Below are 12,858 nucleotides of genomic sequence, written 5' to 3'. Positions count from 1 at the left end.
CCAACGCTCCTCAGAAAAACATCAGTCCGATACCCTGACCGCATCCAGCAACAGGTTGCGCGGAGTCAGTGAGCGCTCACAGAAGGCCCCCAGCCGCACCCGATAGCCCTGCTCCTCAAGAAACACCGCATAATCGAACACCAGCCAGAGCTCCAGCGGCCGCCGGAACAGGTGCCGCAGCAGTTCGTGCCGGCGTACCTTCTGGAACCGGCGCCCCCCTTCCGCCAGCCAGTGCTGCCAGTCCAGATTTTCCGGCAGCTCCAGGCGCTTTTTATCGGCCGCCCAGGCACAGAAGGTTCTGAAATCACCCGCATTCAAACGCCCGGGATGGGATGGTACTGGAAGGTAGCTATCAACGCTGCGAAGGTGCCGCTGAAGAGCATCAAAGCCCAGGCGCCAGATACTGATTTGCCAGGTTTGCTCGCGCACCCTGGCCGGCGCCGTAACAGTCTCCTGAACGGCCAGTCGCAGGCCATTCCGGTCAATAGTGACCGCACCGGTGTATTGCGATGCCTGATCAGACATCAACCGGTAGTTTTCATGATCCGTCAGATGATAACAGCAGGGTGAAAAGCTCAGGCGCGACGTCTGTTCCGCGCTGCCTCGGCGAATCAGTTGGCGGTGCAGGTCTCCGCAGGCATGCAAGGCAACACCATGAACCTTGCCGGGCCAGGTCAGGGTTTCAGCCATGACATCCTGATGGCGCAGGGTGACAGGATCCTGGTAATGCTGCGCGAGGCGATTGCCATCCGCCACCAGTTCCGGATTCCATTCAAACCCCAGCACCGAAGGCGCCCCTTGCCCAACCAGAGTGCGGGCCAGATGGCCCTTGCCGCAACACCAGTCCAGTACCGGCCCAGTCAGTGGCCGCACCGATGCTGAAAAGGCGCCCGCTTGCTCGCGCTTGCGCCCCGGCATATCCACCGCAGCCACTTCGGCCAGCGCCGCCGCCCGGCTTTCTTCGGTGGTGGCAAGGGCCGGCACCGCTATCAGGTCAGGGTAACCGGCGAGGTCCGGGACGAAACGGGCGACGTTCTGCGAGAGCTCCGCCAGATTCTCTTCCAGATACTCACAGGCATGGTCATCCAGCGCTTCCAGCCAGCCCGCCAGTTCCGGATAATCCCGGATCCACGCCGGCGCGGGCTCCATGAAAGGAATCGGACGCCAGAGGGGTTGATGCCGGGCAAGCCAGTCGTTCACGGCCTGCCAGCGGTTGTAAAAAGTCACGGGCGACTGGTGTACACTCGCCGCCGGAGGTAACGTCATGAAACTGGCCTTTGTACTGGTTGAACCAAAAGTTCCGGAGAACGTCGGCGCGGCTGCCCGGGCCCTGTGTACCATGGGTTTTTCCGAGCTGTGGCTGGTCAATTCCGACCTGCATACCCGGCCGGAAGCCCACTGGCTGGCGCATGGCAGTGATCACATTCTCGACAATGCGCGCATTTTCCCTGATCTGGCCGCGGTAAGAAACTCCGCGGATCTGCTGATGGGCACCTCGGCCAAGCCCCGGCATAACCGGCAGGACTGGCACGAGCCCGCCGCACTTCGCACGGTGATCTCTAACAAGGGGGACACAGCAGCCACGGCTGCCCTGGTATTCGGGCGGGAAGACCGGGGCCTGGCCAACGAGGAGCTGGCCCTGTGCGATCTGCTGACCGGCTTCCCGATGGCGGTGACGTATCCCTCCCTGAACCTGGCCCAGGCGGTGATGCTTTACGCCTGGGAGCTGTCCGGGCTGCAAAAAACCAGTGAACAGTCGGAAACTGCGGCCAGCACATCAGGACTGGCGGCACTGCGCTCGCGGCTGGAGGGCCTGTTGCCAGAACTGGACGCTCCGGCGGACGAAAAGCTGTCCCAGTGGGTGTTCGAAAAACTGCCGCTGCTGTCTGACCGGGATATCGGCTTCGTTCACACCCTGTGCGGCAATATCGAGCGCAAACTCTGACGCTATTCCGAAAAGCGTCCGGGCCGGAAGGGGTCCAGTACCACTGCCGGCTCTTCACCATCGATTACCTGCGCAATCACGTCTGCACTGCCGGCAGACAGGGTCCAGCCGAACGTGCCGTGGCCGGTATTCAGGAACAGGTTGTCCCTGGGGCCTTTGCCGATGATGGCTGGGCCATCCGGCGTCATCGGGCGGAACCCGGTCCACGTCTCTGCCGCCGCCAGGTCCGCACACCCCGGAAAACGGGATTCAACGGACCGTTTGATGGTATCAATCCTCGCTTGCGGAATGTCCCGGTTGAAGTCCGCCAGCTCGACAAATCCGGTTGCACGCAACCGGTCACCCAGGCGGGTAGACACCACCTTGAAGTTGTCATCGTGAATCGTACTGACCGGCCCCTTGGCCGCATCACGCAGGGGTACGGTGATGCTGTAACCCTTGATCGGATAGATTGGCAAACGCAGCCCCAGTGGTTGTACCAGTTGCGGTGACCAGCAACCAGCGCAGACTACAAAGGCGTCTGCCTCCAGAGTTTCCAGCCGGCCGTCCGCGTTGGTCAGTTGCACCGCGTTTACCCGAGTTTCGTCGGCAACCAGCCGCTCCACTTTCACGTCGTATCGAAAGTTTGCGCCCAGTTGCTCACACACCCTTGCCAGTGAGCGGGAAAACAGATGGCAGTCGCCCGTGCCATCCGTGTCGTAGCTGATGGCACCGTACAGGGGGCCATCACCGGTCATGCCCGGTTCCGTTTCCCTGACCTGTACAGGCGTCAATAGCCGGGAGGCAATACCCATGTCATTCAGCAGTTCGTGAATAGCCCGATAGTCATCCATGGCCTCCGGCTTGCTGGCCAGGTGCAGCAGCCCCCGATGCTGGCCGTCGAAGGCCAGATCGTGTTCCTGCTCAAGGGCCAGGAAGCGCTCCCGACTGTGCATGCCCAGGCGCAACATGGCCCGTTTGTTCAATCCGAACAGACCCGGCGACCAGGCATAACGAAGTGTGGCGAACATGAACCGCATGGCATCCAGTGACGGCGGCACTTTCAGTTTCAATGGGCCGGATTTCTGCAGAATCCAGGGCAAGGCCTTGAACACCATCGAGGGGTCTGCCCAGGGATAGACCACACCATAGGATCGCTGGGCCGCGTTGCCTTTGCTGGTCTCGTTACCGGCCAGCGGATGGCGCTCCAGCACCGTTACCTGGTGGCCACGGCGCAGCAGCTCACGAGCCGTGGTAACGCCGACCACACCACCGCCTACAACCACGATATGCATAACTCGCCTCCGTTACTCCACGCCATTCTCAGCCAGCAGGGTCCGATACTCTTCCAGTACATCCGGATGCTCCTCCGGATAATCCGGTGCCAGCTGCTTCAAAACTTCGGCCACCAGGGCTGCGACAACGGCCCTGGCCTCGGATTTGCGATCTCCGGGCACAATAAACCAGGGAGCCTCATTGGAATGGGTGGCTGCCAGCGCTTCCTCCGCATACGCCTGGTATTTGTCTCGCAGTTTCCAGCCCTCGATATCGGAGCGGTCAAACTTCCACCGTTTACGAGGCTTGTCCAGGCGCTTTAGCAACCTTCGCTTGTGTTCGTCTTCGGACAGGTTCAGCCAGACCTTCACCACAAAGGTACCCTCACTGACCAGGTGCTGCTCGAAATCCCGAATCGCCCGGTACCGGGCTTGCCAGTCGTAGGTTTCCTCAGCCCGCACAGGCCAAACCCGTTCCGCAATCACCGCTTCGTGGTGGCTTCGGTTGAAGGCGACCATCTGCCCGTAGGCCGGCAACAAAGGGGTGACACGCCAAAGGAAATCATGGGCGGATTCTGTTGCTGTGGGCCGGCTGAACGACCAGGCATGAAAGCCAGCGGGATCGGCATAGGTAGCAAGTGTACGAATCAGGCTGTCTTTGCCACTGGTATCCGGGCCGTGTATCACCAGCAACAGGGCTTTCCGACCATTGGCCCAAAGCCGGCGCTGGTACTCGCCGATATCTTCCAGGCTCGCCTCCAGTGCCGGCAGTTTTTCATCGTCATCCAGCAGACTGGGGTATCGACCCAGCGCCGGTTTTTTCGGGTCCAGAAACCATGTTCGTGCGAACGCCGTATACTCCATCAAGGAAACTCCCTATCAGCACGATGCAATGCAACAATCACCCAAGGTGATAAACTGACGTGATTCAATTCTCAGAATAGCAGCCAAGCGACGGCTGTGATGGAGCATAGACCCCAGGCATGAGTAAGAAACGTCGTGAGATTCCCGTATTTGATCACCCGATCATCGAGACCCACTGCCATCTGGATTACCTCAAGGATCGGCCGCTGGCCGAGACCCTGGAACAGAGCCGCAAGGTGAACATCGAAAGGGTGATCACCATTGCCGTGTCGCCGGACAACCTGGCTGCTGTGCGTGAACTAAGCCAGCTTGAGCCCTGGGTGTACGGCACCCAGGGCATTCACCCCCACGAAGCGGAAAGCTATTCCGATGAAGTGGAGGCGGAAATCCGCGAACACGCCCGGGACGACAAAATCGTCGCCATTGGCGAGATCGGTCTGGATTACTACTACGACAATGCCGACCGGGGCGTGCAACGGGAGGTATTCCGTCGCCAGCTGCAGATTGCCTGCGACAACGATCGCCCCGTTGTGATTCACAGCCGCGACGCAGACGACGACACCATTGCCATCCTGCAGGAGTTTGAGCAGACCCTGACCCGCCGGGGCGTGATTCACAGCTTTACCTCCGGCCCCGGGCTGGCCCGTTATGCGCTGGATCAGGGCTGGTGCCTGGGCTTTAACGGCATCACCAGCTTCAACAAGGCGGAAAACGTTCGGGATATCGTACGCATGGCCCCGATCGAGCAGATTCTGCTGGAAACCGACGCACCCTTCCTGACGCCGGTACCCTACCGTGGCCGGGAAAATGCCCCGTTCTATCTGCCGTTTGTTGCCGAGAAAATCGCCGAGGTGAAGGATCTCCCCCTCGACCAGGTCTTAACCCAGACCTACCAGAACAGCCTGAGGACGTTCTTCCCACAACCATGATCAAACGCATTCCCATCGCTGCGTTGAAGGTCGGCATGTACATTTCCGACCTGAATAACGACTGGATTCCCCATAACACCCAACGCAAGAAAGGGGTGATCAAGCGGGAAGAGACCATCGAGAAAATCCGCAGGATGGGGGTCCAATACGTCTATATCGACGTTGAGAAAGGGCTGGACTCCCAGGACGCTGAGACCGCCCAGGAAGTGGACCGGCGCAATGAACAGGCCCTGCAGAAGGCAGGTGAACAGCGCCCGGGCATCCAGCACAAGGTTGCCCTGACTGAAGAGATTGTCATCGCCCAGCGGATTCACAGCCAGGCCCAAGGCCTGGTAGGCAGTTTCATGAACAACGTCAAAATGGGTGCCGCCATTGATATCGCGCCCATTCACCAACTGGCCGACGAACTGCAAAACTCCGTTCTGAGAAACGCCAACGCCCTGAGTTGCCTTGGCCGCATCCGCGAGAAAGACAACTACCTGTTGGAACACTCCGTTAACCTCAGTGTGCTGATGTCGCTGTTCGGCAACTACCGTAACCTGCCGGCAGACGTACTGCATCAAACCGTGGTGGGCGCCCTGCTCCACGATCTGGGCAAGATCCTCACACCGGATGACATCCTGCATAAACCCGGCCGCCTGACGGCGGAAGAATTTGAGGTGATGAAACTGCACGCCCGGCACTCCAGGGACATTCTTGCCAGCACCGAAGGCATCGGCGAAATCGCCGTGATTACCGCTGCTCAGCACCATGAGAAACTGGATGGCAGTGGTTACCCGGAGGGTCTCAAGGGCGAAGAAATCACCGAATACGGGCGTATGGTAGCGATCACCGATGTGTACGACGCCATCACTTCCGACCGGGTATACCACAAGGGCATGACGCCGTCCCAGGGGCTGAAAAAGCTGCTCGAATGGAGCGGCGACCATCTCGACCCGAACCTGGTGAAACAGTTTATCCGCTGCATCGGCCTGTACCCGGTGGGCTCGCTGGTGCTGCTTGAGAGTGGACGGCTGGGCGTGGTGGTGGAAACCAACGATCAGGATCAGCGCCTGCCGGTGGTGCGGGTCATGTACCACACCAAGTTCCGGCTACCGATTACGGTGGAAACCATCGACCTTGCCCGCGCCGGCAACCAGGACCGGATTGTCCGGGCGGTGGACCCGGAAGACTACAAACTGGATGTGCGCAAATTCCTGGCCTGAGGCATCGCGCCAGCCAACCTCTGCTACACTCGCCACTAATCCGCAAACCACAACGACAACCGAACCATGATCTCATCCGTGTTCCAGATTCTCGGTGGCTTGGCGCTGTTCATGCTGGCCATGGAAATGATGACCACCGGCCTGAAGAACGCCGCTGGCCACCAGTTACGACACCTGTTAGGTACCTGGACCAGGACACCCCTGCGGGGCCTGATGGCCGGCTTTGCCATCACCGGTATTGTGCAGCATTCCGGGGCGGTTACCGTTGCCACCATTGGCTTTGTCAACGCGGGCCTGCTGACCCTGGCTCAGTCTCTCGGGGTCATTTTCGGTTCCAACATAGGCACCACCATGACCGCCTGGCTGGTCAGCCTGGTGGGCTTCGGGTTCAAGATCGAAGCCCTGGCGCTGCCGCTGCTGGCGGCCGGTGTCGGCGTCAAGATGATCAGCCGCAACCAGCGGAATCAGTTCCTGGGGGAAGCGCTGGCGGGCTTTGCGCTGTTTTTCCTCGGCCTGTCGATTCTCAAGACGGCACTGGAATCCCTGGCCGGGGGCTTTACCGACGGCGGTATTATCAGCCCGGATTATGGCCTGTTTACGTTTCTGGCCATCGGGTTTCTGGCCACGGTTCTGACGCAATCCTCCAGCGCCGCCCTGGCCATTGTTCTGACCGCTGCAGCCGGTGGATTGATCAGTCTGGACAATGCGGCAGCGGCGGTGATCGGCGCCAACCTGGGCTCCACTTCTACGGCTGCCCTGTCGGCCCTCAAAGCCACTGCCAATGCCCGCCGGCTGGCGATTGGCCATATCCTGTTCAACGTGTTTACCGGCGCCATCGCCCTGATGATACTGCCGGTGATGCTATGGACCGTGGCGATGCTGACCGACTGGCTGAACCTGGAAGCCAACCCCGCCGTTTCTCTGGCGCTGTTCCACACCCTGTTCAATGTCCTGGGGGCGGCCATTATGCTGCCATTTACCAAACCCTTTGCCCGGTTTCTGGGCCGGATGTTCCGAAGCAAGGAGGAAGATAATGCCGTGCCCCGTTATCTGGACGATACCCTGATCACCACGCCAGAACTGGCGATCGGGGCGGTGGACCAGGAAATGAAACGACTGATCGGCCATAGCCGGGGCCTGCTGAGGGTGTGTCTTGATCGGGAGAGCCTGACCGAAGCCGATATCCGACCGAAAGCCGATGCCATCCGCAACCTGAACCGGGCGATCACTGACTATATCGGCCGGCTGAAGGCAGAAAAAATGCACCCGTCTGTGGTGGATGCCCTGACCATCAGTATCCGCACCTGCCGCTACCTGGCCGAAGCCACCGATCTGACCACCCGGCTATTGCAGCTGCGGCAGCTAAGCCACCGGACCGAGTTTGCCGAACAAGCTGAGACACTGGAGCACTATCTGGATACCATCCGGGAGCTGGTCGCATCAGAAGGCCCGGCTGAGGCGTTGCTTGCCGAGGCAGAGGGCACTTACCACCGGTTGAAAAACGCGATGTTGCAGATGATGGTACGGCGGGATTTCAGCACCGCCCTGGGGGACCAGGCTCTGGATACCCTGAGTTCTGTACGGCGGCTCAATGACCAGTGGAGCAAGGCCCTGAAATGGCAACCGGCCACCCATTTACTCAATGGCGCCCAGCATCAGCTGCCGGAGTCGGAAAACCTGCAGTAGCGGTTTTTGCCCTCCCGTTTGGCGCGATACATGGCCTGGCCTGCCTGGCGTAACAGCTGGTCGCCATGCTCCACCCACCAGATCCACGGCGGCCCGGTTGCAATTGATCAGTTCCCCGTTACGGTTCATCAGGAAGTGGCTGGGGTTGGTCAGAAAGAAATCCACGCGATTGGAGGCCAGCAGGCCCGCCATTGAATCGCTTATTCGGATACTAATACGTAGCCACTATAGCGGTAAATCTGACCAAAGCATTGCACCGGGTCAATTTCAGATTCTGAATGTCATTGGATTCTTGCCGCTCAACCCAAAGCCAGAAAGATCCCCATTAACACCGGCGACAGAAACGACAGCAGGAAGCCCGAGGCGATGGCCACCGGCACACAGGCAAGGCCACCGCTGCTGCGGATGACCGGAAGGGTGAAATCCATGGCGGTTGCACCACCGTAACCGATGGCCATGGCCGGGCGCGCACCAATAACCAGCGGAATGATGGCAAGGGCGATGATCTCCCGCAGCACATCGTTCAGGAAGGCCACGCCACCCCAGGCGGGCCCCAGAGCATCGCCGATCACGATGCCAGACAACGAATACCAGCCAAATCCGGAGGCCAGAGCCAGGGACTGGTGCCAGGGCACATCCAGCCAAGGAATCAGCAAAAGGCCCGCCAGCAGGGAACTCAACGCCATCGCCAGCGCAATGCCCAGGCCCTGGCGGTTCATCAGCAATTTGCGGAGCGACAACCCGGCATTACGCAACTGCAGCCCAATAAAGAACAGCAACAGCATCAGCGCCCAGGTAGCCACATCGTCAACCAGCGGCAGTTGCGGTAACAGGAAGTAGCCGGCCAGGGCCCCAGCGACAACCGCCAGTAGCGGTTTCAAGCCGGCAAGGAACAACCGGCGATAACTCGGCCTCTCCTGACCGGCTTCCTCTCCCGTGGACATGGGCTGCCAGCGGTGGAACAACCACAGGCCCACCATGTTGGCCACCAGCAGCACCATTACCAACCCCGCCACCTGAGCAGCCATGGTGCCTAACTGGTCCAGCAGGCCATCCATCTGACCCAGGCCAAAACCCAGCAGCGCCAGAATGAAATAGACCAGGGCTTCCACGGTATAGTGTATTACCGTCATCAGACGGCGGTTAGAGAGCGCTATGGCAAAGCCCAGAAACAAAGGCGCCAGAACAAGCAACGCACCAGTCAGCATAAACCCCTCACGGGCAGGTTAGACAATATCGGAAACCGGCGTCGTGGGCCGGCAACAGCCCTGGGTCAATGCAGGCCCTGGCCAGAACGGTCCTGAACCAGCACCCAGGGGGCAATCACCACGGCCCAGAGTTCGGCATTGCGATCGTACCAGGCGCGGGCGAGATCGGGCGCGACCTCCCCTACCTGGCCGCCCGACATCCAGTGCTCGAACTGCGCTTTGTTATCGGCGGTCAGTTCGGCCGCCACGTTCAACAGATCCAGCTCCGGCGCTACCCGTACCACCTGGCCGCGGGCGTAATAGGTTTGCAGCTCATGCCAGTGAATTCGGGAGGTTTCCAGGTTCAGCCGTGCTTTGATTTCATCAGGGGATTCAGAAGAAGACATAACACCTCAACTAAGCAGCTACTCATTCAGGCGCGCCAGCCTAACGCAAATTGGCCAATCACGCACTCATCACCGCCAGCGCTGCATCATGCCCCCTGCGTATTGTCTTTCGCTATTCGATGAATATCATCCGCCAGCGTCATCGGGTCAAAGGGTTTGGGGATAACACCGATGGCCCCCAATGCCAGATATTCTTGAATTTCAGTGCTCTGAATACGGGCAGTCATAAAAATCACCGGAGTGGCTCGTGTCGCGTCCAGAGCCCTTAATCTCCGCATGGTCTCAGGACCGTCCATTTCGGGCATCATCACGTCCAGAAGAATCAGATCCGGCTCGAACTCAGGAGCCACTTCCAGGGCTTGTTGGCCAGAGCTGCAAAGTGCTGCGTTAAATCCACCCACATCCTGCAATGCCAGTTCGGCAATGGCCCGGATATCCGGGTCATCTTCCACGTACAGGATTTTGTTCAGCGATGCCTCAGGAACGGACGCCATGCTGCGGCTCCTCGGTGGATGGTTTCAGATCCAGACCAATACGCCGCAAAAGTCGCTGACATTCATCACTATCCGACTGCCCCCCTGCAATCAATGCGGCGGCCCGCATCACGAGGCGATCTTCACGGGTACTGTCTTTCGGCAGGAAATGCACGGCGCCAATCATGTCTCTCAGGCTAAGGGGCAGTTTCCATTGTACTTTCAAGCGATTGCCGTAATCCTGAGACCACTGGCCAATGCACTGCTCCACCTCTGCACCGTTCAGCGAGCCTCCTTCTGCCGTGAACTGGTTCAGCACTTTCAGAACTGCCATCTCTCCCAAGCGGCTCAGAAGCCCCGCCTGTTGAAATAACGAGGGCGACTTCCCCAGCCTGATCGCAAGTTTTTGAGCCTCACGCGACACCTGCAATGCCATGTCGTGGAAAGCTCTGGCCTGAGCCTGCAGGTCCGGATTATCTATCTTACCGGCCACATCCAGTGCCAGCGCCAGGGCTTGATTCAACGCCATGGCCACGCCCATATTGCTGATGGCATCCCGGAGGAATTCAACCGGCTTGCCCGTGCGCCGAAATGAGCTGCTATTGGCCACGTCCAGCAGGCGGGCCGTCAGCGCCGCGTCCTCACGCCAGCGCTCCGCCAGCTGAGCCGGTGACAGTTCTTGCTGCCTGCCGATAAGGTCCAGAACATCGATTGGATCAATATCCGTCGGTAATTGAACCACCGAGTTTAACGACTCTTTCAAATACTCGTCTGCAGATCCGTGACCAGGCTCGACGGCAGGGACAAGCTTGGTCAAACGTTCGTGCAACAGCTGTACATCCAGGGGCTTGGTAATATATCCGCTGATACCATGATGGGCTGCCCTGAGTACCGATTCCCGATCAGAACGCCCGGATACCATCACAATAGGCACGTCACGATCACCAGCGCGTACTCGCTTGACCAGATCGAGCCCGGAACCGTCTGGCAGCTGCCAGTCGATAAGATACAAGTGGTAACGGCTACCACTGTCTAACAGTTGTTGGGCCTCGCTCAAAGATCGCGCAAGACTCACGGCAGCGCCTTGATGAATACCCGCGACGACCGTCTCAAGCAGCTCACCCACCAGCTCGTCGTCTTCCAGTATCAATGTTTTCAACAGGCACCCCTCAAGATTTCACCCCAACAGGAGACGGATCGTAAAGCGTCACACCATTACGCCCACCCCGTTTTCGGTGGTACAGTGCCTGATCAGCGGCCTCGATGGCTTGATCGGAAACAGGAAAATCGTTGATTAACGCAACGCCAGCACTCAGGGTAACCTGAAAACTGACATCCCCTGCCCAGAAAACGAGTTCGGCAAAACTCTTACCAATGGCCTCGATGAGTTTCACCGCCACCGTCGGCTCACAATCGGGCAGAATCAACAGAAACTCTTCGCCACCATAACGCCCGATTACATCAGACTCACGCAGCCGGTTGCGCAGTAAATTTGCCAGGGTACGAATAACAATATCGCCCTGACCATGCCCCCAAGTATCATTTACTCGCTTGAAATGATCCAGGTCCAACATGACTACACACGAAGTGTGACCGGCGCGGCGACAGCGGGACAACTCTCGGTCGACTTCCTGCTTGATCAGCGAGTGTTTGAGCAGCCCGGTGAGGCTGTCACGGTTCATCAGGTCCGATAACTGGCGGGCACGGTAACAGCGAATGCGTACCGACCGGACAAGGTAATCATCTGTGACCGGCTTCACCAGAAATTCATCGGCACCTTTGGACAACGCATCCAGCTGGTTTTCAGGATTATCTTCCGATGACAGATACACAATTGGTAAGCCCAGCCAGCGCGGCTCGTAACGTATCAGCCTGGCAAGCGTAACGCCTGAATAATCCCGTAATTGAACATCCATGAGAACCAGGTCAGGCTTAAACGCCGACAGTTCCGACATCAAGTCCGCCGGGTCAGAAACCAGGCGGGCAATGATCCCAGCCTGCTTGAGCACCAGACAATAGTGCTCTCCCAGCTCCAGATCGTCATCAACAATCAACACCCGGCCCTGGGGACGCGAACCCCGCTCCAGGGCCAGTGATTCGATCCGCTCTGCCAGTTCAGGCAGGTCAAGCGGCTCACAGAAATAGGCCGTTGCCCCCTGCTGTGCTACCCGATACAGGCTGTCGAACGAGCTTTCATGGCCAATGCACACCACCGGGAACCGACGATGCTCGGCTTTCGGTAAATGCTGCTCACGAAAGTCCATAACGTCGCCCAACACTGAGTCCACACACAGCAAAATCGAGGCGTTGGCGCGCTCGCGGAGGCGCTCAGCAACGTCATCCGGGCGATCAATAGAGCCCGATTCACAGACAAAACCGTAGACGGCTAATGACTTCACCAGGCCAGGCAGATAATCAAGACTGTGTCCGAGCGCCATGACATTGACCTGCATGCCATGGGCCCCGTCGTATGACTCCGCTGCGGCTGGGGCCTTGGCCTGAGAAACCTCTGCCGTGGTGACGACATCAGGGGCTTTTTCCAGCAACGTAGCGAGTTGCCTGATTTCACTGGCAACTTCAGCTGAAACAGAGACAAACTCATCACCGGCCACATCGGCACTGGCCGCCGACTCAAGAAGTGCCTTCAATTGCTTTTCTATCACCCTGGCCGACTGACCGAGCTCAGGCAAGCCAAATGTCCCGGCAGAGCCTGCCATTCGATGCAACAACTGATAACATTTTTCTAGCTCGGAATGCGGCAGCTGTTGCTGATCGATCAGACGGGCAAATCCTGAGAGTGTTTCAATATCGCCCCGGGCACGTTCAAAAAACCGTTCCTGCAGAAGCCTCAAACGTTCCTGCAATTGGTCAACGGCTATACTGTTCAAAAGGCATTCCTCACTATTTTA

General features: G+C 58.7%; 13 protein-coding genes. 5 read left to right on the top strand and 8 right to left on the bottom strand.

All coding sequences use genetic code 11. From position 1 onward, the window contains the following. Positions 1 to 21: 21 nt before the first annotated feature. A complete protein-coding gene (locus ACZ5Q2_RS05745; protein WP_061330899.1) occupies positions 22 to 1,266 on the bottom strand; it encodes a methyltransferase in 1,245 nt (414 codons plus the stop codon). Between ACZ5Q2_RS05745 and ACZ5Q2_RS05740 the strand changes: the two genes are divergently transcribed. Beyond that, a complete protein-coding gene (locus ACZ5Q2_RS05740) occupies positions 1,265 to 1,945 on the top strand; it encodes a tRNA/rRNA methyltransferase (RefSeq protein ID WP_058091586.1) in 681 nt (226 codons plus the stop codon). The two genes, ACZ5Q2_RS05745 and ACZ5Q2_RS05740, sit on opposite strands and share 2 nt — an antisense overlap. 2 nt (positions 1,946 to 1,947) lie before the next feature. On the opposite strand, the gene ACZ5Q2_RS05735 is transcribed toward ACZ5Q2_RS05740, so the two are convergent. Both ACZ5Q2_RS05735 and ACZ5Q2_RS05730 read right to left on the bottom strand, forming a co-directional pair. Continuing rightward, positions 1,948 to 3,219 carry a D-amino acid dehydrogenase gene (locus ACZ5Q2_RS05735; RefSeq protein ID WP_061330900.1) on the bottom strand — a complete coding sequence of 424 codons (1,272 nt, stop codon included), beginning with the start codon at positions 3,217 to 3,219 and terminating at the stop codon, positions 1,948 to 1,950. A 12-nt stretch (positions 3,220 to 3,231) separates the two neighbouring features. Beyond that, entirely contained in the window at positions 3,232 to 4,062 is an 831-nt protein-coding gene (locus tag ACZ5Q2_RS05730) for a polyphosphate kinase 2 family protein (protein WP_061330901.1), read from the bottom strand. A 119-nt stretch (positions 4,063 to 4,181) separates the two neighbouring features. On the opposite strand from ACZ5Q2_RS05730, the gene ACZ5Q2_RS05725 reads away from it, so the two are divergent. From ACZ5Q2_RS05725 to ACZ5Q2_RS05710, 4 genes are all read left to right on the top strand, one after another. Next, positions 4,182 to 4,991, top strand: a complete 810-nt coding sequence (locus ACZ5Q2_RS05725; RefSeq protein WP_061330902.1) for a TatD family hydrolase — start codon at positions 4,182 to 4,184, stop codon at positions 4,989 to 4,991. After that, entirely contained in the window at positions 4,988 to 6,196 is a 1,209-nt protein-coding gene (locus ACZ5Q2_RS05720) for an HD-GYP domain-containing protein (protein ID WP_432210375.1), read from the top strand. The genes ACZ5Q2_RS05725 and ACZ5Q2_RS05720 overlap by 4 nt, the downstream gene beginning before the upstream one ends. A 66-nt stretch (positions 6,197 to 6,262) precedes the next feature. After that, on the top strand, positions 6,263 to 7,882 hold the full coding sequence (locus tag ACZ5Q2_RS05715; protein WP_374787228.1) for a Na/Pi cotransporter family protein: 1,620 nt from the start codon (positions 6,263 to 6,265) through the stop codon (positions 7,880 to 7,882). Between the two features lie 30 nt (positions 7,883 to 7,912). Further along, the gene (locus tag ACZ5Q2_RS05710) at positions 7,913 to 8,077 is read left to right on the top strand and encodes a hypothetical protein (protein ID WP_374787227.1); all 165 of its coding nucleotides are present in this window, start codon (positions 7,913 to 7,915) and stop codon (positions 8,075 to 8,077) included. Between the two features lie 104 nt (positions 8,078 to 8,181). Here the strand turns inward: ACZ5Q2_RS05710 and ACZ5Q2_RS05705 are convergent, their stop codons facing one another. From ACZ5Q2_RS05705 to ACZ5Q2_RS05685, 5 genes are all read right to left on the bottom strand, one after another. Beyond that, positions 8,182 to 9,090: a LysO family transporter gene (locus ACZ5Q2_RS05705; RefSeq protein ID WP_374787226.1), complete on the bottom strand. Its 909-nt coding sequence runs from the start codon at positions 9,088 to 9,090 to the stop codon at positions 8,182 to 8,184. Between the two features lie 65 nt (positions 9,091 to 9,155). Next, entirely contained in the window at positions 9,156 to 9,476 is a 321-nt protein-coding gene (locus ACZ5Q2_RS05700; protein ID WP_061330908.1) for a DUF2288 domain-containing protein, read from the bottom strand. 86 nt (positions 9,477 to 9,562) lie between these two features. Then, complete coding sequence (locus ACZ5Q2_RS05695; protein ID WP_152439329.1) at positions 9,563 to 9,970, bottom strand: response regulator; 408 nt, start codon at positions 9,968 to 9,970, stop codon at positions 9,563 to 9,565. Beyond that, on the bottom strand, positions 9,954 to 11,108 hold the full coding sequence (locus ACZ5Q2_RS05690) for an HDOD domain-containing protein (RefSeq protein ID WP_374787225.1): 1,155 nt from the start codon (positions 11,106 to 11,108) through the stop codon (positions 9,954 to 9,956). Before ACZ5Q2_RS05690 ends, ACZ5Q2_RS05695 begins: the two co-directional genes overlap by 17 nt. 10 nt (positions 11,109 to 11,118) lie before the next feature. Next, positions 11,119 to 12,837: a diguanylate cyclase gene (locus tag ACZ5Q2_RS05685; RefSeq protein ID WP_374787224.1), complete on the bottom strand. Its 1,719-nt coding sequence runs from the start codon at positions 12,835 to 12,837 to the stop codon at positions 11,119 to 11,121. Positions 12,838 to 12,858: the final 21 nt, after the last annotated feature.

It is taken from the genome of Marinobacter alkaliphilus, from assembly GCF_055394375.1.
Note: the sequence above shows the minus strand (reverse complement) of the source record. Positions and strands in the feature narration are given on the sequence as shown.

What these genes read in the sequence shown, in the direction of transcription:
- ACZ5Q2_RS05740 (WP_058091586.1), top strand. Translation starts at nt 1,265, where the DNA reads ATGAAACTGGCCTTTGTACTGGTTGAACCAAAAGTTCCGGAGAACGTC.
- ACZ5Q2_RS05745 (WP_061330899.1), bottom strand. Translation starts at nt 1,266, where the DNA reads ATGACGTTACCTCCGGCGGCGAGTGTACACCAGTCGCCCGTGACTTTT.
- ACZ5Q2_RS05735 (WP_061330900.1), bottom strand. Translation starts at nt 3,219, where the DNA reads ATGCATATCGTGGTTGTAGGCGGTGGTGTGGTCGGCGTTACCACGGCT.
- ACZ5Q2_RS05730 (WP_061330901.1), bottom strand. Translation starts at nt 4,062, where the DNA reads ATGGAGTATACGGCGTTCGCACGAACATGGTTTCTGGACCCGAAAAAA.
- ACZ5Q2_RS05725 (WP_061330902.1), top strand. Translation starts at nt 4,182, where the DNA reads ATGAGTAAGAAACGTCGTGAGATTCCCGTATTTGATCACCCGATCATC.
- ACZ5Q2_RS05720 (WP_432210375.1), top strand. Translation starts at nt 4,988, where the DNA reads ATGATCAAACGCATTCCCATCGCTGCGTTGAAGGTCGGCATGTACATT.
- ACZ5Q2_RS05715 (WP_374787228.1), top strand. Translation starts at nt 6,263, where the DNA reads ATGATCTCATCCGTGTTCCAGATTCTCGGTGGCTTGGCGCTGTTCATG.
- ACZ5Q2_RS05710 (WP_374787227.1), top strand. Translation starts at nt 7,913, where the DNA reads ATGGCCTGGCCTGCCTGGCGTAACAGCTGGTCGCCATGCTCCACCCAC.
- ACZ5Q2_RS05705 (WP_374787226.1), bottom strand. Translation starts at nt 9,090, where the DNA reads ATGCTGACTGGTGCGTTGCTTGTTCTGGCGCCTTTGTTTCTGGGCTTT.
- ACZ5Q2_RS05700 (WP_061330908.1), bottom strand. Translation starts at nt 9,476, where the DNA reads ATGTCTTCTTCTGAATCCCCTGATGAAATCAAAGCACGGCTGAACCTG.
- ACZ5Q2_RS05695 (WP_152439329.1), bottom strand. Translation starts at nt 9,970, where the DNA reads ATGGCGTCCGTTCCTGAGGCATCGCTGAACAAAATCCTGTACGTGGAA.